Origin of the sequence: Labrys okinawensis, assembly GCF_047345005.1 — a bacterium.
Taxonomy (GTDB): Bacteria; Pseudomonadota; Alphaproteobacteria; order Rhizobiales; family Labraceae; genus Labrys; species Labrys okinawensis.
In genome coordinates, this window is record NZ_CP178864.1 from 3,142,133 (window position 1) to 3,167,153 (window position 25,021).

A 25,021-nucleotide genomic window follows, 5' to 3' on the forward strand; every position below is an offset into this window, starting at 1 on the left:
CCCCCACCATATGCTCGATGCCGCGCTGGCCGGTCGCGTTCGCACACTGGGGCGGCGGTCATTGTGTCGCTTCGAGCACCAGCTTCTTGGCAATATCTTCATGCGCCGCGATCACCACGACGAAGGTGGTGCCATTCTGGTTGCGCTCGCCGACGACGAACGAGTTGAAATGATGCGCCTTCTTGCCACCGGTCATGGCAAACTGGATACCGGTCCATTTGCCGGCAGTAAACGGCTCGGCACTGACCTCGGGCTTGGGTAGGACGCTCTTGGGATAGGGCTTGCCGACCAGGGCGGCGAGTTGGCGAGGCTCGGTGAGGGCCCTTTCCCAGATCGCCGCATCCCGCCCCTTCACCGTGAAACGCTCGATCGCCGCGTCATAGCCGCATTGGCGCACGGTGCACAACTGCATCCCCTCGACTGCGATGTCGTCTCGGGACACGAAGGAGCGCATGGGCAACACGACCCACTTGCCGGAGTCCGGCAGCGAGGCTGCGGGATCGCCATCCCACAAATTCCAATAGGCACAGCCGGCCAGGGCTGTCAGCGCAACGCCAAGCAGGCTGCCGGCAAGCAGCTGACGCTTCCATGGAGCAGGCGCTTGTTTCGACACAGGCTCTTCCTTGTAAACCACGCTGTACTCTTTCAGAGCCTGCTTAACAAAAAGGGCTCGACGCCTTCCAGCGCGAGCCCCCTTTTTCAATATTTACACCCTAACGGGTCATTGGACCAGCTTGGGGCCCTTCACACTTACGTTTTCCATCTCATTCATGATGCCGAGGCGGCGCGCCACTTCGGTGTAGGCCTCCACGAGGCCGCCCATGTCGCGGCGGAAACGATCCTTGTCGAGCTTGTCGTTCGACTTGATGTCCCACAGGCGGCAGGAGTCCGGTGAGATCTCGTCGGCAAGGACGATCCTCATCATCTCGTTCTCCCACAGGCGGCCACATTCGATCTTGAAATCGACCAGGCGGATGCCGACCCCAAGGAAGAGGCCGGACAGGAAGTCGTTGACGCGAATGGCCAGCGCCATGATGTCATCGAGTTCCGGTGGGCTTGCCCAGCCGAAGGCCGTAATGTGCTCTTCCGAGACCATGGGATCGTTGAGGGCATCATTCTTGTAATAGAACTCCACGATCGAGCGCGGCAGCTGGGTGCCTTCCTCCAGGCCGAGGCGCGTGGAGATCGAGCCTGCGGCGACATTGCGCACCACGACCTCAAGCGGGATGATCTCGACCTCGCGGATGAGCTGCTCGCGCATGTTCAGCCGGCGAATGAAATGCGTGGGGACGCCGATATCATTCAGGTTCTGGAACAGATATTCCGATATGCGGTTGTTGAGGACGCCCTTGCCATCAATAATCGCATGCTTCTTGCTGTTGAAAGCGGTGGCGTCATCTTTGAAATGCTGGATCAGGGTGCCGGGCTCAGGACCTTCATAGAGGACCTTCGCCTTGCCTTCGTAGATACGGCGGCGGCGGTTCATCGGGATGTACCGTGGTTTGAGAAAATCCGTCAACGTGCCAGGGCTCCTGGAAATGCGATCCGTGGCCGGCGCAATTGGCGATTCGGCTTGCGGCGGCAAACCGGAGACTTCTCCAACCTACCCGATCACAGCCCTGCGCACAATGCACGCCACGGTGTGATCCGGCCCGGAACCACGAATCCTGCCAAAGTGCATTTGCTTGTGCACCGGGCATCGGTGTATTTTCGAAAGGCCGGATGCGACCCTGGGAGGAGGGCGTTACGGCAGCTTAATTTGATTTGGGGATTGCGCGCCTATATGCAACAGGCATGGCCGGTCCTTCAAGAAAAACCGGTAGCTGAACAGGAAATAACTCAATGACCACGTTTGACAAGCGGGAAGAGGCCTTCGAGAAGAAGTTCATGCATGACGAGGATCTCCGCTTCAAGGTAACGGCCCGGCGGAACAAGCTGCTTGGCCTGTGGGCCGCCGAGAAGCTTGGCCTTTCGGGCGACGAAGCGAACGCCTATGCCAGGTCTGTGGTCATGTCGGACTTCGAGGAGGCCGGCGACCATGACGTGGTGCGCAAGGTTCTTGCCGACTTCGCTGCCGCCAATCTCAGCATGAGCGAGCCGCAGGTTCGCCAGGTCGTGACCGAGATGCTCGGGCGCGCGGTGCAGGAAGTCCAGAGCGGCGTCTGATCCCAGGGCGCATTTTCGCGCCCTATCTTGCCAATACCGACAAGCGGCGCTCTATTCACGGGCGCCGCTTTTATTTGCGGTCCTTGCTTTTGATCGATCGGATATTGCCATGACGAGCCCTACCCTGCGCAACCGCCTCGCAAGAGGCGAGAAGATCTTCGCGGGGTGGATGGCTTCGGCCTATCCGCGCATCGCCGAGGCCCTGGGACGGGCAGGCTTCGATGCCGTCATCCTCGATCTCCAGCATGGCGAGGCCTCCTTCGCCGAGGCGCGCGATGCCATTACCGCCAGCCATCTCGCCGGCAAGCCGGCCGGTGTGCGCGTCGGCCTCGAGGGTTTCGGCGATGCGGCTCGTCTCTATGATGTCGGCGCTGAACTTGCCATCCTGCCGATGATCAACAATGTCGAGGACGCCCGCAAACTGGTCGATACCCTGAAATATCCGCCTGTGGGCGGGCGCAGCTGGGGTGGTACCAGGGGGCTCTCCCTCTATGGCCTCGATGCCGAGAGTTATCGCACCAGCGCCAACGACCAGATCATCGCCCTTGCCATGATCGAAACGCAGCAGGCGGCCGACGCGATGGAGGAGATTCTCGACGTCCCCGGCCTTGATGGCGTCTTCGTCGGCCCGAGCGATCTTTCCATCAGCCTCAGCCGCGGCGAGAAGCTTGATCACCAACTGCCGGAATCGGTGGCGGTGATGAAGAGGTTGCTTGCCGCCGCCAAGGCCCGAAACAAGCTTACCGCCATCTTCTGCAGTGGCGGCGAGGCCGCTGCCCGCAACGCCGCCCTCGGCTTCGACATCATGGCCGTCGGGTCGGACTGGGCTTTCCTGACCGCTGGCGCGCAGGCAGCGCTCAAGACCGCGCGGGGCCATTCAGGTCCAGCGCAGGCGCAGTATTAATCCTGAGATCGCAGCTATCCCGCCCGCTCGTGAACGTGCGGCGCTTGTGGAAGGGAAGCAGGCAAGGATGCCTGCAATCCCGCTCTATTGCGTCCCCAGCTTCAATTTGGACAGGAAGCTCGCCAGACGGAGCAGGCCCTCCGGCCAGGGGCCGTGGCCGGATTCCACATTGATGTGGCCGGCATCGCCGGCGTCCACGAACTCGCTGCCCCACGCCTCGGCAAAGGAGCTGGCGCGGTTGATGTCGCAATAGGCATCGTTCTGGCTGGCGACGAGCAGGGACGGGAAAGGCAGGGCCGTCATCGGAATGGGCGTGAAGTCGAGATCGTAGCCTGGAATGAGGTCCGGCTTGTCCCAGTCGGAGGGCGCCACCAGCATGGCACCGATGACATGGCCTCGCATCTGCTCGGCAGCGAAGACGGTGGCGATCACGCCAATGGAATGGGCGATGATGATGGCCGGGCGGCTCGAGACTTGCACATCCTCCACCAGCCTGTTGACCCAGGCTTCGCGCCGCGGCTGCTGCCAGTCGTCCTGCATGACTCGCCGCGCAGTGGAAAGCTTGGCCTGCCACCGTGATTGCCAATGCTCGGGAGGCGAATTGCCCAGGCCCGGAACGATCAGGATGTCGGTGTCGGAGATGCGCATGTGAAACTCCCGTCCGATTGAGTGGGCACTGTTTCCACGTGCACGCGCGAGGCTCGCCAGGCCCCGACTCAAAGGCTATGTTTCTATTTTATTGCCCTGCCGGCGGATCTGAACCAGATCTTTGTTTTCTCGGCCTGATTCCACACATTTGCGGAACGCCCCCTGCGTGGCGTCTTCCTTCAAAAATTCTTGCCGAACACGCGTTCGAAGATCGTGTCGACATGCTTGAAGTGATAGCCTTCATCGAACATTGCTTCGAGCGTGGCATCCGAAAGCTTGGCCGAAACGTCCGGATCAGCCTTGAGGAAGGCGAGGAAGTCACCTTCGCCGCGCCAGACCTTCATGGCGTTGCGCTGCACCAGGCGATAGGAATCCTCGCGGCTGGCGCCGGCCTGGGTGAGGGCGAGCAATACCCGTTGCGAATTGTGCAGGCCGCCGAGCCGATCAAGATTCTTGCGCATATTCGCGGGATAGACCAGCAGCTTGTCGATCACGCCAGCGAGGCGCGCGAGCGCGAAGTCCAGCGTGATGGTGGCGTCCGGCCCAATCATACGCTCGACCGAGGAGTGCGAGATGTCCCGCTCATGCCAGAGCGCCACATTTTCCAAGGCCGGCGTCACGGCGGAGCGGACGATACGCGCCAGGCCCGTGAGGTTTTCGGTGAGGATGGGGTTGCGCTTGTGCGGCATGGCCGAAGAGCCCTTCTGCCCCTCGGAGAAGAATTCCTCGGCTTCGAGCACCTCGGTGCGCTGAAGGTGGCGTATCTCTATGGCGAGACGCTCGATCGAGGAGGCGACCACGCCAAGGGTGGCGAAGAACATCGCATGGCGGTCGCGCGGGATGACCTGGGTCGAGACCGGCTCGACGGCAAGGCCCATCTTGGCGGCGACATGCTCCTCTACCTGCGGATCGATATTGGCGAAAGTGCCGACGGCGCCGGAAATGGCGCAGGTCGCGATCTCCCTGCGTGCCGCGACGAGGCGCTCGCGGGCGCGCGTGAACTCGGCATAGGCCTGCGCCAGCTTGAGACCGAAGGTCACCGGTTCGGCATGGATGCCGTGGCTGCGGCCGATGGTCGGCGTGTATTTATGCTCAATGGCGCGTTTCTTGAGGGCTGCCAGCACTTGGTCGACATCGGCGATCAGGATATCGGCGGCGCGCGAAAGTTGCACGGCGAGGCAGGTGTCGAGCACGTCGGAGGAAGTCATGCCCTGGTGCAGGAAGCGCGCTTCCGGGCCGACGATCTCGCCCAGATGCGTTAGAAAGGCAATGACGTCGTGCTTCACCTCGCGCTCGATCTCATCGATACGGGCGACGTCGAAGGTCGAATCCTTGGCCTTCTCCCAGATCTTCGCGGCCGCTTCCTTAGGCACTACACCGAGCTCTGCGAGCTTGTCGGTGGCATGCGCCTCGATCTCGAACCAGATACGGAAGCGGGTCTGTTCCGCCCAGATGGCGACCATTTGGGGGCGACTGTAGCGTGCGATCATGGAAGGGTCCCTTTCGGGCCCCTTTTAGGCAGGATCGCCGCGAAAGTGTACCCGAATCTGCGAGAAATATGTGGGAAGGGAACGGAGGCGGGTCTTCAGACCCGCCTTTCGCCTTCTCGGCCCGGTGATGGTTCAGGCCCCTCTGAAGACCTGCCCCCCAACTACCGCTTGGCCGCCGCCTGCGCCGCTTGGCGGATCGCCGCGATGTTGGCCGCATAGGCCGAAGGGCCGCCATGGAAGACGAAGGAGCCCGCAACGAGCGCATTGGCGCCGGCCGCGACCACGAGCGGGGCGGTCTCGGGCGTGATGCCGCCATCGACCTCGATGTCTATGTCCCGATGGCCGACCTTTGCCCTGATAGCCTCGATCTTCGCAACCGTCTCGGGAATGAAGGCCTGTCCGCCGAAGCCGGGGTTGACCGTCATCACCAGGATGAGGTCGACGAGATTGAGAACGTAATCGACGACGTCAGGGGGCGTGCCCGGGTTGATGGCGACGCCGGCCCGCTTGCCGAGCTTTCTGATGTGCTGCAGCGAGCGGTGCAGATGCGGTCCGGCCTCGGCATGAATGGTGATGGTATCGCAGCCGGCGCTCGCGAAGTCGTCGAGATAGGGATCGGCCGGCGAGATCATCAGATGGGTGTCGATCTTGGTCCTTACATGCGGGCGGATGGCTGCTGCGACGCCCGGCCCGATAGTGAGGTTCGGCACGAAATGGCCGTCCATCACGTCATAATGCACCCAGTCGGCGCCAGCGTCCTCGATTGCCCGTATTTCGGCGCCGAGCGACGCGAAGTCCGCGGAGAGAATGGAAGGAGCGATGACGATGGGACGGGTCATGGGTGATCCTGCTGAAAAGGGCCGGGTCCTACCTGCCAGACCGGTGCGAGCATTGCAATCGATCAGCGCGAAATCTCGAAACGCTCGCGCCAGCCAGGTCGGGCCTGTGCGAAGGGCAGGGCGGTCGCCTCGTAGACCGCGCGGGCACAGGCGCGTGCCAGCACATGGGCCGCCTCGGTGCCGAGAGAGATGAGATCGACCGGCGCCTCCGCCAGTGGGACCCGGCCCGTCGCCGCCGCGAAGACCGTGTCGCCGTCGAAGGGGGTGTGGACGGGGTGGATGGCGCGGGCAAAGCCGTCCTGCGCCATCACGGCCAGATGCCTCGCTTGCGCCTTGGACAGACGCGCGTCGGTGGCGACGACGGCAATGGTGGTGTTCTCGGGCCGCTGGCCCTTGTAGCGCAGCTTCAGGGCGTCAGCGGGCCAGGGATGCGGCAGGCCCAGGCCACCGAATTCCGAACCTTGTTCATACGGCGCCGCCCAGAAATGGGGACCCTCGCCAACCGTGACGTTTCCGAGCGCGTTGACAGCCACGAGCGCGCCGATCGTGTAGGGGCCAGATACTGCCGAAGCCGAGCCAAGCCCGCCCTTGAAGCTCGCCGTCGTCGCGCCGAAACCCGCGCCGGCGGTACCCAGTGCAAAATCAAGCCCGGCCTGCGAGGCGGCCTCAAAGCCGAGATCGCGATAGGGCGGAAAGCGACCCCAATGCTTGTTGCCGCCATTGGTGAGGTCGAACAGGATCGCACCGGGTACGATGGGTACAACCGCGTCACCCACCCGAAAACCGCGGCCCTGCGCGGCGAGCCAGGCGGTCACACCGCTCGCTGCCTCCAGGCCGAAGGCGGAACCGCCGGAAAGGACGAGGGCATCGACATGCTCGACCGTGCGTTCGAGGGCCAACAGGTCCGTCTCGCGTGTGCCTGGCGCACCGCCGCGCACATCGACGGCAGCGACTGCAGGCTCGTCGAAGATCACCGCCGTCGTGCCGGAAGCGAGGGTTGCGTCCTGCGCATTGCCCACCTTGATTCCAGCCACATCCGTAATGAGATTTCGCATGAGACCGGCTCCATTGGTCGGGACGCTCAACGTGGTGAAAGGACCTGTAATGTCAATGCTGCGACATCACTTCCGATCACGAGAGCATGAGGAAGGCTGAAACAACTTGGGCAGGACCAAGAGGCGCGCTAGAGCAAGGGTTTCAGGTGCCCCGCCCGATGCGTAACAGTGGATGAGTCGATGGCCGATATTACCGTCCCCGGGGTGTTCCTCGCCGGGCTGTTTTCGTTTCTCTCGCCTTGCGTGCTGCCGTTGGTGCCGCCTTATCTGACCTATCTTGCCGGCACGACGCTGGACGAGATCTCGGGCGAGACCATCGACAGGACCGTGCGCCGGCGCGCCGTGGTCTCGGCGCTCGTCTTCATGGCGGGGCTCGCCACCGTGTTCATCTCGCTCGGAGCCACCGCGTCGCTGGTGGGCTCACTGCTGATCTCGGCGCGCAGGCTCCTTGCCCAGTGGCTGGTGGGGGCGGCCAATGCCGGCCTGCTGCCGATGGGTTGGGCGACCTCCGTCGACCCCTTTGCCCTGCTGGCTGGCGTCATCATCATCACGATGGGTCTGCATTTCCTCGGCGTGTTCCGCATCGCCGTGCTGTTCCGTCAGGCCCGCTTCGAGAGCCGCGCCACGCCGGGCCCCCTCGGAGCCTATCTCATGGGGCTTGCCTTTGCATTCGGCTGGACGCCCTGCATCGGTCCGGTTCTGGCGACCGTGCTGGCCGTCGCCGGCAGGCAGGCGAGCGTCGGCCAGGGCGTTCTCCTGCTGGCGATCTATACGCTGGGCCTTGGTCTGCCCTTTGTCGTCGCCGCCTTCGCCATGAACCCGTTCATGCGTTTCCTGCGCGCCTTTCGCGCCCATCTCGGCACGGTGGAAAAGGTGATGGGCGGCCTTTTGGTCGTCGCAGGCCTCGCCTTCATCACCGGCGGCATGGCCGATTTTTCGATCTGGCTGCAGAGCACTTTTCCCATCCTGAGCAAACTGGGATGAGGTAGAGAACCCGCCTCGGTCAGCTGGAAATAGCTGAGGCTGCCGTCCGTCCCCTTGCACCACTGATGGAGCGCATAGCTCGTCTGCCGCCGGATTGGGCTGCTTCGGGGGTCCCGCCTAAGAAGGCCGGAGCGGTGATCGGCAGCAGGTGCACGGCGAGGATGGAGTGCAAGCGCATCGCAAGCTCGAATCGCAAAGGATTTCTTGCGGAATAGTGGCAAATTGCTCGGAAGCACTCCACTCATGAAAAAACCCGCCCCGGCAAGCCGGAGCGGGTCTGTCACATCAGATTGTGGCGAGGTTTACGACGGATTCTGGAAGTAGTCGATCTTGCCGTCGTCACCCTTCTTCCAGGTGTACATGACGTAGCCGACCTTGGTCAGGTCGCCCTTCTTGTCATAGGCGAGGTCGCCCATGACGGTATGGAAGGGCATGCCGGTGTGCATCTGTTCGGCCATCTTCTGGGGGTCGACCGACTTGGCGGCTTCAGCAGCCTGCTTGAAGATTTCGACCGCAGCATAGGAGAACAGCGTGTAGCCTTCCGGCGTGTAGCCAATGGCCTTGAACTGCTTCACGAGGTCGGCGTTGGCCGGATTGGCTTCCACCTTGGGCGGGAAGGTCATCTGGGTGCCGATCACCGCGTCGCCGCCGATGGTGGCGAAGTCTGCCGAGGTGATGCCGTCGCCCGAGAGCATGACGGTCTTCATGCCCTGGTCGCGAAGCTGCTTGAGGATCAGCGCGGCTTCGGTGTAGAGGCCGCCCCAGATCAGCACGTCGGTACCCTGGGCCTTCATCTTGGTGACGACGGCCGAGTAGTCCTTCTCGCCGATATTGACTTCTTCGATCAGGCCGGGGGTGACACCCGCTTTCTCGAGGTCGGCAACGGCGTTCTTGGCGAGGCCAGCGCCGTAGGTGGTCTTGTCGTCGATGACGGCGACCTTCTTATCCTTGTAGTTGGCCATGAAATAGTCGGACCAGACCTGGGCCTGCTGGTCGTCACGGCCGCAGGTGCGGAACACGTTCCACAGGCCGCGGTCAGTGACCTTCTCGTTGGTCGCCGAAGGCGTGATCATGATGACGCCGTTGTCGGCATAGACTTCCGAGGCCGGAATGGTGACGCCGGAGTTGAAGTGGCCGACCACCATGGTCACGCCGTCACCCACGAACTTGTTGGCGACCGAAACGCCCTGCTTGGGGTCCGACTGGTCGTCGCCGACTTCTACCTCGATCTTCTGGCCGAGGATGCCGCCGGCGGCGTTGATGTTCTTGGCGGCCATGTCGACGCCGTTCTTTAGCTGCGCGCCGAAGGGGGCGTTCGGGCCGGTGATCGGGCCGGCAACGCCGAGCTTGATCTGAGCCTGAGCGGCGCCGGCGAAAACGAGGCCAGCGGCCAGCGCAACGCTCGTCAACAAGAGTTTCTTCATTTGGTTCTCCCAGTGGATGTAACAGAGCCTGCCGACTCTGGCTTAGCGGGATAAAGACACCCCAATGGGACTTATGTTGCCCAGTTTTTGGTGCTTGTCACCCGATTTCGGGGTCTGGAAGGGGACATTACCCTTCCGGAGGATATTTGTAACGTTCGAGGTACGGGCAGACTTTTCCGCCCGGTGAAGCGAGGTTTTATTCAACCGGAGAACGAGCGCTCCAGCCCACGGCGCCCGACTTCTGGAACATCCAGCCATAGCGGCTGACCATCTGGTTCGCCAGCTTGAGGCGATAGGACAGGAGGCCGATGAGCTGGATATAAATGAAGTCGACGACGAAGTAATGGGGCGAGAACATGTCGCCGCCGAACGGTGCCTGATGCAGGAAGCGCACGCCCGCCGTCAGGATCGTCAGGTAGATGAACAGGGTCGGATAGCGGCTCCAGGTCGAAGCGCAGGCCTTGCCCGTCATCCAGGCGGCCCATCCACCCATGATGATCGTGACCAGCACGAATTTGAACGCGTTGTCCTCGTAGAGGAAATGATCCATTTCAGTGCCCTCCTTCCAGATAGGCCGCGCGGACCTCGGGGCGTGCCAGCAATTCCTTGCCGGTGCCCGACATGGTGATCACGCCATTGACCATGACATAGCCACGATGCGCCAGGCGGAGCGCATGGAAGGCATTCTGCTCGACGAGGAAGACCGATAGCTTCTCCGTTTCATTGAGGACGCGGATCGCATCGAAGATCTGCTTGACGATCAGCGGGGCGAGGCCGAGGGATGGCTCGTCCAGCATCAGGAGGCGAGGGCGGCTCATCAGCGCACGCGCGATGGCGAGCATCTGCTGCTCACCACCGGAGAGAGTGCCGCCGCGCTGGGCGGTACGCTCCTTGAGGCGGGGGAACAGCGTATACATGCGTTCCAGATCCTCAGCGAAATGGGTGTTGCCGTCGATTTCGGCACCCATCTGCAGATTTTCATAGACCGTCATGCGCTGGAATATGCGGCGCCCTTCCGGAGACTGCGCGATGCGAAGGCGCGCAATCTCGTGGATCGGCATATGAGTGATGTCTTGGCCGTCGAAGGTGATGGAGCCGGTCCGGCATTTGGGGGAGCCGAAGATCGTCATCATCAGGGTGGACTTGCCGGCGCCGTTGGCGCCGATGATCGTAACGATTTCGCCCCCGTTGATTTCGACATCTACGCCTTTGAGGGCATGCACCTGGCCATAATAGGTCTGGACGCCGCGGACGGCGAGCAAGGGATTCGCCATGCTCAATCCTCCACTTCTTCGTCAGAACCGAGATAGGCCGCGATCACAGCCGGGTCGTTGCGCACCTGTTCGGGTGTGCCGTCGGAAATCTTGGTGCCATAGTTCAGCACCACGACGTGGTCGGAAATTCCCATCACCACCGACATATCATGCTCGATGAGCAGCAAGGAGGTGTCGTGGTCGGCGCGGATCGAGCGCAGCAGCGTGTTGAGGTCGAGACTCTCCCTGGGGTTGAGGCCGGCGGCCGGTTCGTCGAGGCAGAGTAGGACCGGATCCGTGCACATGGCGCGGGCAATCTCCAGTCGGCGCTGGTCGCCATAGGGCAGGGAGCCGGCCGGATCGTCGGCGCGCGCCGTGAGGTTGGTCTTGTCGAGCCAATATTTGGCCTTGTCGATAGCGGCGGCTTCGGCCCGGCCATAACCTGGCAGCTTGAAGATACCGGCGATGGAGAAGACGGAGGCCGACATCAGCGCGTTGTGCTGGGCGACGAGCAGGTTTTCCAGAACCGTCATGCCCGCAAAAAGGCGGATGTTCTGGAAGGTGCGGGCCACCTTGGCTGTACGCGAGACGTGGAAGTCCGGCATGCGCTCCAGGAGGTAGAGGTGGTCCTGGCCGAGGATGAGCCGTTGGTCGGTCGAGGCTGTCAGGGCGTCGAATTCGTCCCAGACGGCGATGCCGCCATGGCGAAGGCCGATACGTCCCTCGGTCGGCTTGTAGAAGCCGGTGATGCAGTTGAAGACCGTGGTCTTGCCTGCACCGTTCGGGCCGATGAGGGCGGTGATGTCGCCACGCCCGCAGTTGAAGGTCACGGCATTGACGGCGGTGAGGCCGCCGAAACGCATGGTGAGCTTTTCAACCTTGAGAAGCGGATCGCTGTGCCAGCGATGTTCGGGATGGGAGTGGGACGCCAGGGAGGGATCGATTGAATCTGTCATTGAAATAGGGGTGCTCATCCGTGACCCTCCTGGACGAGGGCACCCGAGACAACCTTGCGCTCCTTGAGAAATGCGGTAGGCACGCGATTGGAAATGAGGCCGCGTGGTTTCCACAGCATCATGATGACCATGGCGAGGCCGAAGATCAGGCCGCGGTAGAGGCCGGGATCGAAATTGTCGCCGAAGATCTGCTTGAGGAAGTCGAGTTCGCGGAGGATTTCAAGTCCGCCAACCAGGAAGACCGCCGCGATGACGACACCCAGGAGACTGCCGGAGCCACCGAGAACCACGATGGCAAGCACCATCACCGATTCGTTGAAAGTGAAGCTTTCGGGGTTGATGAAGCCCTGCTTGGCGGCGAAGAAAGCGCCGGCGAAACCGCCGAACATAGCGCCGGTGGCGAAGGCGGCCAGCTTGGTCTTGGTGGTGTTGATGCCGAGCGAGCGGCAGGCGATCTCATTCTCTCGCAGTGCTTCCCAGGCCCGACCCACCGGCAGTTTGCGCATGCGGGTGGTGACATAGGCCGTGACCAGCGCCATCGCCAGGATGACGTAGAAAAGGAAGACCTTGGTGTAGATCGGCGAGAACGTCAGCCCGAAAGTGTGGGCGAAGCCTGTTGGTCCCGCCGTGAACGGGATGCCGAAGAAGGAGGGTGGCTTGATCGAGGTGATACCGTCAGGCCCGTGCGTGAAGGCGCGCCAGTTGATCAGCACGACGCGGATGATTTCACCGAAGGCAAGCGTCACGATGGCGAGGTAGTCGCCGCGCAGGCGCAGCACCGGGAAGCCCAGCATGATGCCCCAGAAGGCGGAGAGGATGCCGGCCAGGGGCAGCACTTCCCAGAAGGACAAGCCCCAGTAATAGGACATCAGTGCGTAGGAATAGGCACCGACCGCGTAGAAAGCGACGTAACCAAGGTCGAGAAGGCCGGCGAGGCCCACCACGATGTTCAGGCCCCAGCCCAGCATGATGTAGATCATGATGCCGATGCCGAAGGTGTCGATCCACTTGAGCGAGCCCTTGTCGCCCAGCGCGCCGAGCATCAGCAGCGGGAAGGCGATGGCAAGGCCGGCACCTAACCACATCGCCGTCTGCGACACGCTGAAGCGCGAGAGTGCGGCCGCGACCGGCGAGACCCGATCGCTCTTTTCGCGCTTCGGCCTAAGCAGGACGAAGGCACGAACGGCGACAACGATCGCCACCATCACGCCGGCTTTCACGAAGCCGCCCCAACGGTCATTGAAGGAGAACGCCGCGTTCGTGAAGTTGAACTGCAGGCTGTTGGTGTTCATGTCGGAGTAAGTGGTGAACCCGACAACCGGCACGAAGAGGGCAATTGCCGCAGCCGTCCAGAAAGCCAGATCCTTGAAGAAGCCGATGCCAGAGGTGTTTTCGTTCTTCTGAGCCATCTCACACCTTCTCCACTTCCGGACGACCCAGCAGGCCTTGCGGCATGAAGATCAGGGTAATGGCAAGGATGGAGAACACCGCCACGTCGCGATAGGAAGCGACGTCGCCGTTGAACGAGCCCTCCCACAGCTTCTCCACCAAGCCAATCAGGATACCGCCGATCACCGCACCGGGCAGGGAGCCGATGCCGCCGAGCACTGCCGCCGTGAAGGCCTTCACGCCTGGCACGAATCCGTCGTGAAAGTTGACGGAGCTGTAGGTAACCAGGAACATCAGGCCGGCCACGGAGGCGAGCGCGGCGCCCATGATGAAGGTGATCGAGATCGTGCGATCGACATTCACGCCGAGCAGCGCGGCCATTTTGCGATCCTGCTCGCAGGCGCGCTGGGCGCGGCCGAGCGAGGTCTTGGTGACGAGGTACCAGAAGACGGCCAGCAGAGCTGCCGTAATGATGAAGACCATGATCTGCTTCAGGGATATGGTGGCGTCGATGACCTGGCCCTGTGCATTCGTCTCCGTCCAGATTTCGAACTTGCCGCCGAGCGCCTGATCCACTGCCGCGGGGACTGCCTTGGAGTCGGCACCCTGGAAGATCTGCACGAAGTTCGACAGGGCGATCGAGATACCGATAGCCGAGATCAACGGCGCGAGGCGGAAGGAGCCGCGCAACGGCCGGTAGGCGATGCGCTCGATCGCCCAATTCCAAAGGCTGGTCAGCACCATGCCTACCAAAAGCACGATCAGCAGCGCGACGATCACTGAGGATACGCCGAGCAAGGTGATCAGGAACAGGAAGCAGACGAACGCGATGATCGCGGAGAGCATGAACAAGTCGCCGTGGGCGAAGTTCACCATGCCGATGATGCCGAACACCATCGTGTAACCTACGGCGATCAGACCATACAGTGATCCGACCGCCAGCCCATTGATGAGCTGCTGTATAAAGAAGGCCATCTAGTACATTCCCCTCTGCCGCTGCTGCCCTTTTTTCCCCGGCATCCCCTTCTCGGAGATTTTTGCCTAAGAGACAGGCAGTCATGCGACGATTGCCTGTCATAGCAAGCGCTTTGGCGCCTGACAATCGCGGGGAAGGCCTGTCGGCTCAACTTTATCGATTTTATGAAATTTTTGAGCAGCGGGCCGAAAATTTCAGCGCCGAATGGCAAAAATTACGCCAAATTGGCGCTCGGGACGATCAAAAATGGGTTTGCAGACACCAAAAGCCGCAACCGTCACATGTGTAACGGCTATTAGATTTCGATATAATCCACATAAAATTTTTAGAGACCTTACTCTCTTTCCTTAGCGGAAAGAAAGTTGCTGCAAAATTGCGCACGAGGCGCTGGGCCCATAGTTCCCGGTTCCTTTCGCGCAACAATCGGCTATTGCCATCCCTGTCGCAGATCCGCCAAGGCCTCGGGTGTATCGACATCGAAGCTCGCTTCGGCCGAAGAAACTGCAACCTCGGCCACGGCGTCGGCATTCGCCTTCAGAATCTGGCGGCCTCCCGAGTCGCCCTGCAGGGTCTGCAACTCACCGAAGAAGCGTCGCGACCACAGGACCGGATTGCCCCTCTGGCCACCCGTGACCGGAAGGACGATGTGGGCGCCCTTCCGCGGTTCGAAGGCCTCGATCAGCCGATCGAGCAGGGGCGCGCCGACGAGGGGCATGTCGCCGAGGCCGATCAAGGCCGCGTCGCAATCAGCCGGCAGGGCTGCGATACCAGTCCGCACCGAGGTGGCGATTCCTTCGGCAAAGTGAGGATTGTGCGCGAAGGTGACCGGCAGCCCGGCGAGGGCCGCTCGCACCGCCTCCGCCTGATGGCCGGTGACGACGGTGACCGAGCGCGCCTTTGAGGCAAGGGTCGCCTCAACTGCGTGGCGGACGAGCGGCTTGCCGCGATAATCCTGCAGCAGTTTGTTGGGGCCGCCCATGCGGGTGGAACGCCCGCCTGCCAGGATGACGGCCGCCACCTGCGGGGGATTATCGTTCTCCTCCTCACCGCCGGCGCGGGGTTGCGGGCGGCTGACGATCTCCATCAGCAGGCCGCCGACGCCGAGGCCGATGATATCGGCCTTGGTGACGGGAACACCGGCGAGCAGCCTATTGAGAATCCAGTCGAAGCCGTTCTCCTTGGGGGAACGGGCGCAGCCTGGCGCGCCAAGGACCGACATGGCGCCGAGTTCGCCGAGGAGCAGCAGGTTGCCGGGATCGACGGGCATGCCGAAATGCCTGATGGCGCCGCCGGCATTCTCGATCGCCATGGGAATGACATCCCGCCGGTCGGCGATCGCCGAGGCACCGAAGATGATGGCGAGATCGACCCCCGCCTTGGCAACCTTGTCCAGCGCCGCGGCAAGGGCATCCGCCTGATGCTGCACACGCTCGTCCGCGACGATCGAGGCCTTGGAAGGGGCCAGGCGATCCTGGAGCACCTGCAGGGTCTTGCCGACGACGCTGTCCTTCAGGCCGGGCAGGAGAGTGGAGATCGCTGCGATACGCAAGGGTCGGAAGGGCGCGACACGGATCGCAGGCTGTTCGAGGATGGCGAGCGCGCGATCGAGCACCGCCTTGTCGACCGCAAAGGGAATGATCTTGACGGTGCCGATCATCTCGCCGGCCTTGACGGCTGCGAATGCCGGAAGGGTGGCGAATGTGATGCTCTCGTCCACCTCATTGACGGCATCGATGCGCGCCCGGTCGAGCACGAGGACCCCGGTCTGCTCGGCAAACAGGTTGGCGCGGCCGGTGAAAGGATCTTCCACCCGGACAGCCGGCCCCTTGATCGCCTGGGCGATACGGGCCGCGGCCATGTCTTCGCCGACGTCATCCTTGTCGAGGCGGGCGATCACGATGGTCCCGACGCCCTCGCGGCGCAACGCTGCCACCTCGGCTGCCCTGATCAGGGTGCCCTTCTTGAGGACGAGACTACCCTTGCGGATGGAGTGAACCGCCACGCCACCCATGGCATCGTCAATTGCGATTTCGCCAAAAAACATTCAATTACAATCGGTTTGGAGTAAAGGCTGACAGATCAGGCGATCGGCCTCGGCTTTTTCTCGCCGCTTTCGAGCCTGAGCGCGGCCGTGATCTCGGCAATAATGGAAACAGCGATCTCGGATGGGCTGATTGCGCCAATGTCGAGCCCGATCGGGGCGTGGATACGCGAAAGCGTGTTGTCGCCCACGCCGGCCTCGCGCAGCCTTTCGAGGCGGCGCGCGTGGGTTTTGCGGGAGCCCAGCGCCCCGACATAGAAGCAGTCTCGCTCCAGGGCGTGCATCAACGCGGGGTCGTCGATCTTGGGATCGTGGGTCAGGGCGACGAAGGCCGTGTAGCGGTCGATGCCGAGCGGCGGCAGGGCGACATCTGGCCATTCGGCGATCAGCTGCACTTCCGGAAAGCGCTCCGGAGAGGCGAAGGCAGTGCGGGGATCGACGACGATCGGTTCGTGGTCCAGCAGGCGGGCGAGCGGTACGAGCGCCTGGCTGATATGCACGGCCCCGATCATCACCAGCCGCACCGGCGGTACATGCACGGTGATGAAGTAGCGCTTGCCGTCCTGTTCCACCGTCGCCGACTTGCCTTTACGCAGTTGCTCGGCGAGGGCGGTGGCAAGCGGATCACGGGCGACGTCGGCCTCGCTGACCAGGCGTTCCTCGCCGCTATCGAGAACGGTGACGAGCGCGGCGGCCTTGCGCTGGGTGCGGGCCAGGTTGAGCGCCTGGAGCGTGGCGAGCTTCATCGGTCAATCCAACTTTTCGACATAGACGCGGATGGTGCCGCCGCAGGAAAGGCCGACGCGCCAGGCTGTCTCGTCGGCCACGCCGAATTCGAGCATCTTCGGCTTGCCTTCCTGGATGACGTCGAGCGCCTCGGTGACCACGGCGCCCTCGACGCAGCCGCCCGAAACGGAACCGAGGAAATTGCCGTCTTCGTCGATCACGAGATTGGAGCCGGTGGGGCGCGGCGCCGAGCCCCACGTTTCCACCACGGTGGCGATGGCAACGCCCTTGCCCTGTTCGCGCCAATGCTGGGCAGAGGCGAGGATATCGGCATCGGATGCCAGGTTTGCTGCAGTATCACTCATGAAAATTCTCCTCAAATAAAAGACTTAGCCGACCTTCTTCAGCCACATGCGCGGGTCCGCGGAGGCGTCCGCCTTGCGGTCCAGTGCCTTGACCAGATCGCCCATGCTCTTGAGATTGTGAATGGTCCTGAATTCGTCAACATGCGGCAGCATCGCCTTGATGCCGGCGGCGCGGGCTTCGAAGGCGTCGAAGCGCAGCAAGGGGTTGAGCCAGATCAGGCGCCGGCAGGAGCGATGCAGGCGGTCCATCTCCCCAGCGAGGCCGTCATCGACCTGACGCTCCAGCCCATCGGTGATCAGCAGCACCAGCGCGCCCTGGCCGAGCACGCGGCGCGACCAGTCCTTGTTGAAGCGTTCGAGGCAATGGGCGATTCGCGTGCCGCCGTCCCAATCCTTCACCGCCTTGGAAGCCTGCTCCAGCGCCTCGTCGGGGTCGCGTGTGCGCAGCGCGCGGGTGATGTTGGTGAGGCGCGTGGCGAAGACGAAGCCATGCACGCGCCGGCCTTTTTCCGAGATCGCATGCAGAAAATGCAGGAATAGACGCGAATAGTCGGCCATCGAGCCGGAGATATCACAAAGCGCCACGATGGGCGGATGCTTCTCGCCCACCTGGCGATAGGCGATGTTGACGAGATTGCCGCCGCTGCGCATTGCGGCGCGCAGGGTGCGGCGCAGGTCAATCACTTCGCTGCCACCGGCGACGAGGCGGCGCGTCGGCACGTTGTCGTAGGGCAGGCGCAGTTGCGCGATCTCGCGTTTGGCCGCCGCGATTTCGGCCGCCGTCATCTGGGCGAAATCGCGCTGCTTGAGGATCTCGCGCTCCGACATCGTCAACCGGGCGTCGAACTCGACAAGCTGCCTTTCCTCGACCTCGCGCGGCGGCTCCCTGTAGAAGGCATCGTTGACGCGCTGGGCGCCCGCCTTGGGCTTGGGCGGTTCCCTGGCCGCGATGGCCTGGGGAGACATCATGGCGATGAGCTTTTCGGTGAGTGCGCGCTGGCGCCAGAACATCTCGAAGGCCTGATGAAACAGGATCGACTGTTCGTGCCGGGTGACGAGCACGCTGTGCAGCGTCCAGTAGAAATCCTGCTTGCCCCCGAGCCCCACGGCCTCCACCGCCCTGATGGCATCGAGCACCGAGGCGGGGCCGACCGGCAGGCCGGCATCGCGCAGAAGCCTCGCGAAATAGGCGATGTTGTCGGCGAGCTTGCCGGGGATAATGGCGGGCGACTCACGCGGCGGCATTGCTGCTGGCCTTCACGCCATCGAGCAGCCGCTTGGCCTGGCTGCCGGTCAGGCGGGCGATGTCGTCCTGGTATTTCAGGAGCACGCCGAGCGTGTCGGAAACCAGGGCCGGATCGAGGGCGACAGCGTCGAGCTCGGTGAGGGCCGTGGCCCAGTCCAGCATCTCGGCGACGCCGGGCGCCTTGAACAGGTCCTCTCGACGCAAAGCCTGCACGAAACCGATGACCTCGCGAGAGAGCTTGGCCGGCACATGCGGCACCTTGCGGCGCAGGATCTCGAGTTCGTTCTCGGCGCTGGGATAGTCGACCCAGTGATAGAGGCAGCGCCGCTTCAGCGCGTCATGGATCTCGCGCGTGCGGTTGGAGGTGATGATGACGATGGGCGGCGAGGCTGCCTTTACCGTGCCGAATTCAGGGATGGTGACCTGGAAATCCGAGAGCACTTCCAGGAGATAGGCCTCGAAGGCTTCATCTGTGCGGTCGAGCTCATCGATCAGCAGGACGGGCGCGCCGCCAGCCTGCGGGCGCACTGCTTCGAGGATGGGGCGCGCGATGAGGAAGCGCTCGGAAAAGAGGTCGGATCCGAGCGCCGCCCGGTCGACGCCGCCGCTGGCCTCGGCGAGGCGGATCTCCACCATCTGCGCCATGGTGTTCCATTCATAGACGGCGGAGGAAATGTCGAGGCCCTCATAGCACTGCAGGCGTATCAGCGGCCGGTTCAGCGTCGAGGAGAGCACCTTGGCGATCTCCGTCTTGCCGACACCGGCCTCGCCCTCGAGGAAAAGAGGGCGGCCCATGCGTAGAGCCAGGAACAGGACCGTGGAGAGATCCCGTCCGGCTACATAATCGGCGCTGGAGAGCAAGGTGGCGGTATCGTCGATCGAAGTGGGCAAGGAAGACGGCAATTCAATCTCCTGAAGCTCCCGCCACTATAGGACGAGTCAGGCGGGGGCGAAGCAAAACCTTCTGGCACGCTTCCATCGCGGCAGACGACAGAGGCGACCTAAATCTCCAAATTCGCTTTCTCGAAACTCTGGCGGTAATACGCCGCCGTCGCGGCATCGAAGCAGCAGAAGATGATCTGTGAAGGCGCCCTGGCCAAAGTAGGCAAGGTCTCGACCACCGTGGCGAGCGCGATGTCGGCGGCCAGATCCGGCGGGAAGCGGTAGATGCCCGTCGAGATGGCCGGGAACGCAATTGAGCCGATGGCATTGGCGGCCGCGAGCTCAAGGCTGTTGCGATAGCAGGATCGCAGCTTGTCGGGTTCGCCCGCGGCACCGCCATTCCACACGGGGCCGACCGTGTGGATCACATGCTTTGCCGGCAGCCTGTATCCCCCGGTGATCTTGGCTTCGCCCACCTTGCAGCCGTTCAGCGTACGGCACTCCGCTAGGAGGTCCGGCCCGGCGGCGCGATGGATGGCACCGTCGACACCGCCACCACCCAGCAGCGAGGTGTTGGCGGCGTTGACGATTGCGTCCACTTTGAGCGTGGTGATGTTGGCGACTACGACGTCGAGCCGGGCATTGGGCAATTGCGCGGAAAACTCGACAGGGGGATCGGCCATGATCTCATTCCATATCAAGGACGAAAGCCGCCCGGGCGGCTCCCGTTCTCAATTATCGGCATTCACTTCGCCGCTGCAACCGCCCGCTTGGCGAGCACGCCGATCAGGTGGGCGCGATATTCGGCGCTGGCATGGATGTCGCCGTTGAGGCCCTTGGGCGAGAGCGTCACGCCTTCGAGCGATTTGGCATGGAAGCGGGTCGCCAGCGCCTCTTCGGCCTTGGTGTGGCGGAACACCCCGTCCGAGCCCGCGCCAGTGACGGCTACGCGCACGGCACTGCCTTTCTTGGCGACGAAGACGCCGACCAAGGCGTAGCGCGAGGCGGGGTTGGGGAACTTCTCATAGGCCGCCTTCGCCGGAATGGGGAAGGAGACCTTGGTGATGATCTCTCCCTCCTCAAGCGCCGTGTCGAACAGGCCGGTGAAGAACTCGTCCGCCGGGATCTTACGCTTGTTGGTGATGATGGTCGCGCCGAGGGCGAGGGCCGCCGCGGGATAGTCAGCCGCCGGGTCATTGTTGGCGATCGAGCCGCCGATGGTGCCTCTGCTGCGCACGGCGGGATCACCGATCAGGCCGGCGAGGGCCGCGAGTGCAGGGATCGCCTCTCCCACCGCCGCGCTGGTGGCCACCTCGGCATGCGTGGTGGTGGCGCCGATCACGAGATTGCGGCCCTTCACCTCGATGCCACGCAGGGCTTCGATCCTGGTGAGGTCGATCAGTGTGGAGGGGCTCGCAAGGCGCAGCTTCATGGTCGGCAGCAGCGTGTGGCCGCCGGCGAGCAATTTGCCCTCTTCCGCCTTGGAGAGGGCGGCGACGGCCCCACGTACGGAGGTGGGGCGCTGATAGGTAAAGGGATACATGGATCATCTCCTGAGGGAGGAAATTGGAGTGGCGGTCTCCGACCGCCATCTTGGAAACGCGATGTCTGCGGAAAGATCGATGGCGGTCGGAGACCGCCACTTCATCATTCCGCCGCCTTCTTCATCTTCGCGGCGCGCTGCGCGGCCTGCCACACCACTTGCGGCGAGGCCGGCATCGGTATGTCCTCCAGGCCGATAGCATCGGTGATGGCGTTCATCACCGCAGGCGGGGCTGCGATCGCGCCGGCCTCGCCGCAGCCCTTGATACCAAGGGGATTGGAGGGGCAGACGGTCTTGGTGACGCCGACGTTGAAGGAGGGCAGATTGTCGGCGCGCGGCATGCAGTAATCCATGTAGGATGCCGTCAGGAGCTGGCCATCCTTGTCATAGATCGCGCCCTCGAGCAGGGCCTGCCCGACGCCCTGCGCGATGCCGCCATGCACCTGGCCCTCGACGATCATCGGGTTGATGAGTTCGCCGAAATCGTCCACCGCCGTCCAGCGGTCGATGCTCGTGACGCCGGTCTCCGGATCGATCTCCACCTCGCAGATATGGACGCCGGCCGGGAAGGTGAAGTTGGTCGGATCGTAGAAGGCGCCTTCCTTGAGCCCCGGCTCGAGGTCCTGGCCCGAGAACTTATGGGCGATATAGGCCTGCAGGGCGACTTCCCCAAAGGCGAGGCCCTTGTCGGTACCGGCCACCGAGAAGCGCCCGTCCTTGAACTCGATATCGCCTTCGGAGGCTTCGAGCACATAGGAGGCGACCTTCTTGCCCTTGGCGATGATCTTGTCGACCGCCTTGACGATGGCTGACATGCCGACCGCACCGGAGCGCGAGCCGTAGGTGCCCATGCCGAACTGCACCTTGTCGGTGTCGCCATGCACCACCGAGACGGAGTCGATGGGAATGCCGAGCCGGTCGGAGACGAGTTGGGCGAAGGTGGTCTCATGGCCCTGGCCGTGGCTGTGCGACCCGGTCAGCACTTCCACCGTGCCGACCGGGTTGACGCGCACCTCCGCCGATTCCCACAGGCCCACGCCGGCGCCGAGCGAGCCGACGGCCGCCGAGGGCGCGATGCCGCAGGCCTCGATATAGGCCGAGTAGCCCAAGCCCCTGAGCTTGCCGGCACGTTCGGAGGCACGGCGGCGGGCGCCGAAGCCCTTGACGTCGTGCATCTCCATCGCCTTGTCGAGCGCGGCATTATAGTCGCCGGCGTCATACATCATGATCACCGGCGTCTGGTGCGGGAAGGATCTGACGAAGTTCTTCTTGCGGAACTTGGCCGGATCCAGGCCGAGTTCGCGGGCGGCGACCTCAATCAGACGCTCGACCACATAGGTGGCCTCCGGCCGCCCGGCGCCGCGATAGGCATCGACGGGTGCGGTATTGGTGTAGACGCCGTCGACCTCGGCGTAGATCGCGGGGATGTCGTACTGGCCCGAAAGGAGAGGTGCGTAGAGATAGGTCGGCACACAGGAGGAAAAGGTGGAGAGATAGGCGCCGAGATTGGCGATGGTGTGGACGCGAAGCCCGGTGATCTTGTTGTTTGCATCTACGGCGAGCTCCGCCGTGGTGACGTGGTCGCGGCCATGGGCGTCGGCGAGGAAGGCTTCCGAGCGGTCGCCTGTCCACTTCACCGGCCGGCTGATGCGCTTGGCTGCCCAGACGCAGATCGTCTCCTCGGCGTAGATGAAGATCTTCGAGCCGAAACCACCGCCGACATCCGGGGCGATCACGCGCAATTTATGCTCGGGCGCAATACCGACGAAGGCGGAGAGCACCAGCCTCGCCACATGCGGGTTCTGTGAGGTGGTGTAGAGCGTATAGGTCTCGGTGCCTGAGTCATAGTCGCCGATGGCCGCACGTGGTTCGATGGCATTGGGCACCAGCCGGTTGTTGACGATTTCCAGCCTGGTGATGTGCTTGGCCGCCTTGAAGGCGGCGTCCGTTGGCTCTTTCTCGCCGAGATGCCAGCGGAAGACAGTATTGTCCTCGGCTTCGGCGTGCACCTGAGGAGCGCCCTTGGCCTGCGTCCTGGCGGTATCGGCGCTGGCGGGCAGAACTTCATAGGCGATGTTGATCGCCTCGGCGCCGTCCTTGGCCTGCGCCAGGGTCTCGGCCAGCACTACCGCGACATGGTCGCCGACATAGCGTACCTTGCCTTGGGCGAGCGCCGGATGGCCGCCGGCCCTCATCGGCGAACCGTCCTTGGAATGGATCATCCAGCCGCAGATCAGGCCGCCGATCTTGTCCTCGGCGAGATCCTCGCCCGTGAGGACCTCGATAACCCCGGGCAGCTTGCGAGCCGCTGCGATGTCGATGGACTTGATGGCAGCATGCGCGTGTGGCGAGCGCAGGAAATAGGCATAGGCCTGGCCTGCGCGGTTGATGTCGGCGGTGTAATTGCCCTTGCCGGTAATGAAACGGAAATCTTCCTTGCGGCGCACCGGTGCGCCCACGCCCGTGGCGGTCATAGCGTTCTCTCCACATCGTCGTTGTTGACAGGACGAAGCCGCTTCATCGGCGGCCTTAATGTCGTCGGCAAAGCGCGCTTCGCCGAAGAAACGAGCGGGAACCCAACAGAAGAGGGCGGCTTACTCGGCCGCCTGTTGCATCCCGCTTCCTGTCATGGCCTTGGCGCCGGCCGCGACGGATTTGACGATGTTGTGGTAGCCGGTGCAGCGGCAGATATTGCCTTCCAGCTCATGTCGGATGGTCGCCTCTTCAAGCTCCCCGCCAAGACGGTTCACCATATCAACGGCGGTCATGATCATGCCGGGGGTGCAGAACCCGCATTGCAAGCCGTGATTGTCGCGGAAGGCTTCCTGCATGGGATGAAGTTGGCCGTTGTTGGCCAGGCCTTCGATGGTGGTCACCGCGCTGCCCGAGGCCTGGACGGCGAGAGTGGTGCAGGATTTGACGGCCTTGCCGTCCATATGCACCACACAGGCGCCGCACTGGCTTGTATCGCAGCCGACATGCGTGCCGGTGAGCCTGAGATGCTCACGCAGGAACTCAACCAATAAAGTACGTGGATCGATATCAGCCGTAATCTCTCGTCCGTTGACGAGAAGCGACACGGAAGCCATAGGGTCCTCCAACCGGTTCGCGACCTGTTGTCCCTTCTGGTGTCCCGTACCCGTCATTGGGCCTGCGGAACGAGAGACTCTCATAAAGCAGATCGGAATGATTCCAGTCTGGACCCCGGTTTTTAGGCGGTCAAGTGACAAGCTCGAAAAGATGGGGTGCGATTTCGCGGCTTTTTCAGCCATTTTGGGGAACTTTGGCTGCAGCCGAAAGCCGGTGCGGCAAATGCGCAACATCTGCCTGAAATCACGGTCCTGACACGCGGGAATGGTAGCCATTCCCATAATCATCTCGAAATTGTCGTAGAGTTTGACTATAAGCGCGCCAACGAAGCCTTGAGTTTGCCCATTTTGGAACCACGTACCCCCCGAACCTCCGAACTTCTTGCGGCGATCGCGTCGGCGGAGGGGGAGGAGCGCATCTATTTCGGTGACCTTACGGTCGCTATGCGGAACCGCGCCTTCGGCATCCTCTTCCTGCTGTTCGGCATTCCCAATTGCCTGCCCATGCCGCCCGGCATTCCGGTCATCTGCGGTATCATCGTGGCGCTCATCGCGGCGCAGATGGTGATGGGGCGGGACAATCTCTGGCTGCCGCAATTCCTGGCGCGGCGCAGCTTTGCCCGCAAGGATCTGCAGCGCATCGTCACCAAGGCTGAACCCTGGATCCAATGGGTGGAGCGCTTCGCCAAGCCCCGCTTGTCCGTCTTCGCCGATGCCCGCTCGCGGCGCATCGTCGGCATCGTCGGGCTGATTCTCGGCCTGGCGCTGCTCCTGCCGATCCCGATCATCGGCAATATTCCGCTTGGCATCCCGATCTGCATTCTCGGCCTCGGCCTGGTGGAGCGGGATGGCGCGGTGATCCTGGCCGGCTATGTTGCCACGAGCCTCGGCCTGCTGATCACCGCCGGCCTCGGCTACCTGATTTTCCAGGGCGCGCTGGCGATCTTCTGAGCAGCACACCGGGCACTTCGCGAGCGGTCAGGCAAGGGGAAGCGGCCGCGATCCCGCTCCGGACCAAGGCGTATTGCTGGTCCCGGCAAGACCG

The 25,021-nt window shown here is 63.0% G+C and carries 25 protein-coding genes; 4 read left to right on the top strand and 21 right to left on the bottom strand.

Annotated features, from left to right (window positions below; translation table 11 throughout):
• Positions 1 to 58: 58 nt before the first annotated feature.
• The gene (locus ACMDCR_RS14650) at positions 59 to 613 is read right to left on the bottom strand and encodes a hypothetical protein (RefSeq protein WP_413993212.1); all 555 of its coding nucleotides are present in this window, start codon (positions 611 to 613) and stop codon (positions 59 to 61) included.
• Between the two features lie 108 nt (positions 614 to 721).
• On the bottom strand, positions 722 to 1,486 hold the full coding sequence (gene purC / locus ACMDCR_RS14655) for a phosphoribosylaminoimidazolesuccinocarboxamide synthase (protein WP_413993213.1): 765 nt from the start codon (positions 1,484 to 1,486) through the stop codon (positions 722 to 724).
• Between the two features lie 356 nt (positions 1,487 to 1,842).
• Here purC and ACMDCR_RS14660 point away from each other — a divergent pair, with 356 nt between their 5' ends.
• Both ACMDCR_RS14660 and ACMDCR_RS14665 read left to right on the top strand, forming a co-directional pair.
• Complete coding sequence (locus tag ACMDCR_RS14660; RefSeq protein WP_413993214.1) at positions 1,843 to 2,166, top strand: DUF1476 domain-containing protein; 324 nt, start codon at positions 1,843 to 1,845, stop codon at positions 2,164 to 2,166.
• 109 nt (positions 2,167 to 2,275) lie between these two features.
• Complete coding sequence (locus ACMDCR_RS14665; protein WP_413993215.1) at positions 2,276 to 3,070, top strand: HpcH/HpaI aldolase family protein; 795 nt, start codon at positions 2,276 to 2,278, stop codon at positions 3,068 to 3,070.
• An 84-nt stretch (positions 3,071 to 3,154) separates the two neighbouring features.
• Here ACMDCR_RS14665 and ACMDCR_RS14670 read toward each other — a convergent pair whose 3' ends face one another.
• The 4 genes from ACMDCR_RS14670 to ACMDCR_RS14685 all read right to left on the bottom strand — a co-directional run bounded on the left by ACMDCR_RS14670 (position 3,155) and on the right by ACMDCR_RS14685 (position 7,102).
• Positions 3,155 to 3,718 carry an RBBP9/YdeN family alpha/beta hydrolase gene (locus tag ACMDCR_RS14670; RefSeq protein WP_413993216.1) on the bottom strand — a complete coding sequence of 188 codons (564 nt, stop codon included), beginning with the start codon at positions 3,716 to 3,718 and terminating at the stop codon, positions 3,155 to 3,157.
• 179 nt (positions 3,719 to 3,897) lie between these two features.
• Positions 3,898 to 5,208, bottom strand: a complete 1,311-nt coding sequence (gene purB / locus ACMDCR_RS14675) for an adenylosuccinate lyase (protein ID WP_413993217.1) — start codon at positions 5,206 to 5,208, stop codon at positions 3,898 to 3,900.
• A gap of 161 nt (positions 5,209 to 5,369) precedes the next feature.
• The gene (rpe, locus tag ACMDCR_RS14680; protein ID WP_413993218.1) at positions 5,370 to 6,047 is read right to left on the bottom strand and encodes a ribulose-phosphate 3-epimerase; all 678 of its coding nucleotides are present in this window, start codon (positions 6,045 to 6,047) and stop codon (positions 5,370 to 5,372) included.
• Between the two features lie 62 nt (positions 6,048 to 6,109).
• Entirely contained in the window at positions 6,110 to 7,102 is a 993-nt protein-coding gene (locus ACMDCR_RS14685) for a P1 family peptidase (protein ID WP_413993219.1), read from the bottom strand.
• Between the two features lie 180 nt (positions 7,103 to 7,282).
• Between ACMDCR_RS14685 and ACMDCR_RS14690 the strand changes: the two genes are divergently transcribed.
• Complete coding sequence (locus ACMDCR_RS14690) at positions 7,283 to 8,086, top strand: cytochrome c biogenesis CcdA family protein (protein WP_413993220.1); 804 nt, start codon at positions 7,283 to 7,285, stop codon at positions 8,084 to 8,086.
• 302 nt (positions 8,087 to 8,388) lie between these two features.
• Here the strand turns inward: ACMDCR_RS14690 and ACMDCR_RS14695 are convergent, their stop codons facing one another.
• The 15 genes from ACMDCR_RS14695 to ACMDCR_RS14765 form a co-directional block, all read right to left on the bottom strand.
• The gene (locus ACMDCR_RS14695) at positions 8,389 to 9,510 is read right to left on the bottom strand and encodes a branched-chain amino acid ABC transporter substrate-binding protein (RefSeq protein ID WP_413993221.1); all 1,122 of its coding nucleotides are present in this window, start codon (positions 9,508 to 9,510) and stop codon (positions 8,389 to 8,391) included.
• Between the two features lie 196 nt (positions 9,511 to 9,706).
• Positions 9,707 to 10,060 carry a DUF6867 family protein gene (locus tag ACMDCR_RS14700; RefSeq protein ID WP_413993222.1) on the bottom strand — a complete coding sequence of 118 codons (354 nt, stop codon included), beginning with the start codon at positions 10,058 to 10,060 and terminating at the stop codon, positions 9,707 to 9,709.
• Between the two features lies 1 nt (position 10,061).
• A complete protein-coding gene (locus ACMDCR_RS14705; protein WP_413993223.1) occupies positions 10,062 to 10,784 on the bottom strand; it encodes an ABC transporter ATP-binding protein in 723 nt (240 codons plus the stop codon).
• A gap of 2 nt (positions 10,785 to 10,786) precedes the next feature.
• On the bottom strand, positions 10,787 to 11,719 hold the full coding sequence (locus ACMDCR_RS14710; protein WP_413993621.1) for an ABC transporter ATP-binding protein: 933 nt from the start codon (positions 11,717 to 11,719) through the stop codon (positions 10,787 to 10,789).
• Positions 11,720 to 11,733: 14 nt separating this feature from the next.
• Entirely contained in the window at positions 11,734 to 13,011 is a 1,278-nt protein-coding gene (livM, locus tag ACMDCR_RS14715) for a high-affinity branched-chain amino acid ABC transporter permease LivM (protein WP_413993622.1), read from the bottom strand.
• 118 nt (positions 13,012 to 13,129) lie between these two features.
• Entirely contained in the window at positions 13,130 to 14,083 is a 954-nt protein-coding gene (locus ACMDCR_RS14720; RefSeq protein WP_413993224.1) for a branched-chain amino acid ABC transporter permease, read from the bottom strand.
• Positions 14,084 to 14,511: 428 nt separating this feature from the next.
• The gene (locus ACMDCR_RS14725; protein ID WP_413993225.1) at positions 14,512 to 16,128 is read right to left on the bottom strand and encodes an NTP transferase domain-containing protein; all 1,617 of its coding nucleotides are present in this window, start codon (positions 16,126 to 16,128) and stop codon (positions 14,512 to 14,514) included.
• Between the two features lie 35 nt (positions 16,129 to 16,163).
• Positions 16,164 to 16,871 carry an XdhC family protein gene (locus ACMDCR_RS14730; protein WP_413993226.1) on the bottom strand — a complete coding sequence of 236 codons (708 nt, stop codon included), beginning with the start codon at positions 16,869 to 16,871 and terminating at the stop codon, positions 16,164 to 16,166.
• Between the two features lie 3 nt (positions 16,872 to 16,874).
• Entirely contained in the window at positions 16,875 to 17,216 is a 342-nt protein-coding gene (locus ACMDCR_RS14735; RefSeq protein WP_284316630.1) for an XdhC family protein, read from the bottom strand.
• Positions 17,217 to 17,240: 24 nt separating this feature from the next.
• Positions 17,241 to 18,461 carry a vWA domain-containing protein gene (locus ACMDCR_RS14740; RefSeq protein WP_413993227.1) on the bottom strand — a complete coding sequence of 407 codons (1,221 nt, stop codon included), beginning with the start codon at positions 18,459 to 18,461 and terminating at the stop codon, positions 17,241 to 17,243.
• Positions 18,448 to 19,371, bottom strand: a complete 924-nt coding sequence (locus ACMDCR_RS14745; protein ID WP_413993623.1) for an AAA family ATPase — start codon at positions 19,369 to 19,371, stop codon at positions 18,448 to 18,450. The genes ACMDCR_RS14740 and ACMDCR_RS14745 overlap by 14 nt, the downstream gene beginning before the upstream one ends.
• A gap of 92 nt (positions 19,372 to 19,463) precedes the next feature.
• Positions 19,464 to 20,027, bottom strand: coding sequence for an O-acetyl-ADP-ribose deacetylase (locus ACMDCR_RS14750; protein WP_413993228.1), 564 nt, complete (start codon positions 20,025 to 20,027; stop codon positions 19,464 to 19,466).
• A 62-nt stretch (positions 20,028 to 20,089) separates the two neighbouring features.
• On the bottom strand, positions 20,090 to 20,887 hold the full coding sequence (locus tag ACMDCR_RS14755; protein WP_413993229.1) for an FAD binding domain-containing protein: 798 nt from the start codon (positions 20,885 to 20,887) through the stop codon (positions 20,090 to 20,092).
• 104 nt (positions 20,888 to 20,991) lie between these two features.
• Positions 20,992 to 23,361, bottom strand: a complete 2,370-nt coding sequence (locus tag ACMDCR_RS14760) for a xanthine dehydrogenase family protein molybdopterin-binding subunit (RefSeq protein ID WP_413993230.1) — start codon at positions 23,359 to 23,361, stop codon at positions 20,992 to 20,994.
• 120 nt (positions 23,362 to 23,481) lie between these two features.
• On the bottom strand, positions 23,482 to 23,976 hold the full coding sequence (locus tag ACMDCR_RS14765) for a (2Fe-2S)-binding protein (protein WP_413993624.1): 495 nt from the start codon (positions 23,974 to 23,976) through the stop codon (positions 23,482 to 23,484).
• Positions 23,977 to 24,324: 348 nt separating this feature from the next.
• On the opposite strand from ACMDCR_RS14765, the gene ACMDCR_RS14770 reads away from it, so the two are divergent.
• Entirely contained in the window at positions 24,325 to 24,927 is a 603-nt protein-coding gene (locus ACMDCR_RS14770; RefSeq protein ID WP_413993231.1) for an exopolysaccharide biosynthesis protein, read from the top strand.
• The last annotated feature ends 94 nt before the right edge of the window (positions 24,928 to 25,021 follow it).

What these genes read in the sequence shown, in the direction of transcription:
- purC (WP_413993213.1), bottom strand. Translation starts at nt 1,486, where the DNA reads ATGAACCGCCGCCGCCGTATCTACGAAGGCAAGGCGAAGGTCCTCTAT.
- ACMDCR_RS14660 (WP_413993214.1), top strand. Translation starts at nt 1,843, where the DNA reads ATGACCACGTTTGACAAGCGGGAAGAGGCCTTCGAGAAGAAGTTCATG.
- ACMDCR_RS14665 (WP_413993215.1), top strand. Translation starts at nt 2,276, where the DNA reads ATGACGAGCCCTACCCTGCGCAACCGCCTCGCAAGAGGCGAGAAGATC.
- ACMDCR_RS14670 (WP_413993216.1), bottom strand. Translation starts at nt 3,718, where the DNA reads ATGCGCATCTCCGACACCGACATCCTGATCGTTCCGGGCCTGGGCAAT.
- purB (WP_413993217.1), bottom strand. Translation starts at nt 5,208, where the DNA reads ATGATCGCACGCTACAGTCGCCCCCAAATGGTCGCCATCTGGGCGGAA.
- rpe (WP_413993218.1), bottom strand. Translation starts at nt 6,047, where the DNA reads ATGACCCGTCCCATCGTCATCGCTCCTTCCATTCTCTCCGCGGACTTC.
- ACMDCR_RS14685 (WP_413993219.1), bottom strand. Translation starts at nt 7,102, where the DNA reads ATGCGAAATCTCATTACGGATGTGGCTGGAATCAAGGTGGGCAATGCG.
- ACMDCR_RS14690 (WP_413993220.1), top strand. Translation starts at nt 7,283, where the DNA reads ATGGCCGATATTACCGTCCCCGGGGTGTTCCTCGCCGGGCTGTTTTCG.
- ACMDCR_RS14695 (WP_413993221.1), bottom strand. Translation starts at nt 9,510, where the DNA reads ATGAAGAAACTCTTGTTGACGAGCGTTGCGCTGGCCGCTGGCCTCGTT.
- ACMDCR_RS14700 (WP_413993222.1), bottom strand. Translation starts at nt 10,060, where the DNA reads ATGGATCATTTCCTCTACGAGGACAACGCGTTCAAATTCGTGCTGGTC.
- ACMDCR_RS14705 (WP_413993223.1), bottom strand. Translation starts at nt 10,784, where the DNA reads ATGGCGAATCCCTTGCTCGCCGTCCGCGGCGTCCAGACCTATTATGGC.
- ACMDCR_RS14710 (WP_413993621.1), bottom strand. Translation starts at nt 11,719, where the DNA reads ATGACAGATTCAATCGATCCCTCCCTGGCGTCCCACTCCCATCCCGAA.
- livM (WP_413993622.1), bottom strand. Translation starts at nt 13,011, where the DNA reads ATGAACACCAACAGCCTGCAGTTCAACTTCACGAACGCGGCGTTCTCC.
- ACMDCR_RS14720 (WP_413993224.1), bottom strand. Translation starts at nt 14,083, where the DNA reads ATGGCCTTCTTTATACAGCAGCTCATCAATGGGCTGGCGGTCGGATCA.
- ACMDCR_RS14725 (WP_413993225.1), bottom strand. Translation starts at nt 16,128, where the DNA reads ATGTTTTTTGGCGAAATCGCAATTGACGATGCCATGGGTGGCGTGGCG.
- ACMDCR_RS14730 (WP_413993226.1), bottom strand. Translation starts at nt 16,871, where the DNA reads ATGAAGCTCGCCACGCTCCAGGCGCTCAACCTGGCCCGCACCCAGCGC.
- ACMDCR_RS14735 (WP_284316630.1), bottom strand. Translation starts at nt 17,216, where the DNA reads ATGAGTGATACTGCAGCAAACCTGGCATCCGATGCCGATATCCTCGCC.
- ACMDCR_RS14740 (WP_413993227.1), bottom strand. Translation starts at nt 18,461, where the DNA reads ATGCCGCCGCGTGAGTCGCCCGCCATTATCCCCGGCAAGCTCGCCGAC.
- ACMDCR_RS14750 (WP_413993228.1), bottom strand. Translation starts at nt 20,027, where the DNA reads ATGGCCGATCCCCCTGTCGAGTTTTCCGCGCAATTGCCCAATGCCCGG.
- ACMDCR_RS14755 (WP_413993229.1), bottom strand. Translation starts at nt 20,887, where the DNA reads ATGTATCCCTTTACCTATCAGCGCCCCACCTCCGTACGTGGGGCCGTC.
- ACMDCR_RS14760 (WP_413993230.1), bottom strand. Translation starts at nt 23,361, where the DNA reads ATGACCGCCACGGGCGTGGGCGCACCGGTGCGCCGCAAGGAAGATTTC.
- ACMDCR_RS14765 (WP_413993624.1), bottom strand. Translation starts at nt 23,976, where the DNA reads ATGGCTTCCGTGTCGCTTCTCGTCAACGGACGAGAGATTACGGCTGAT.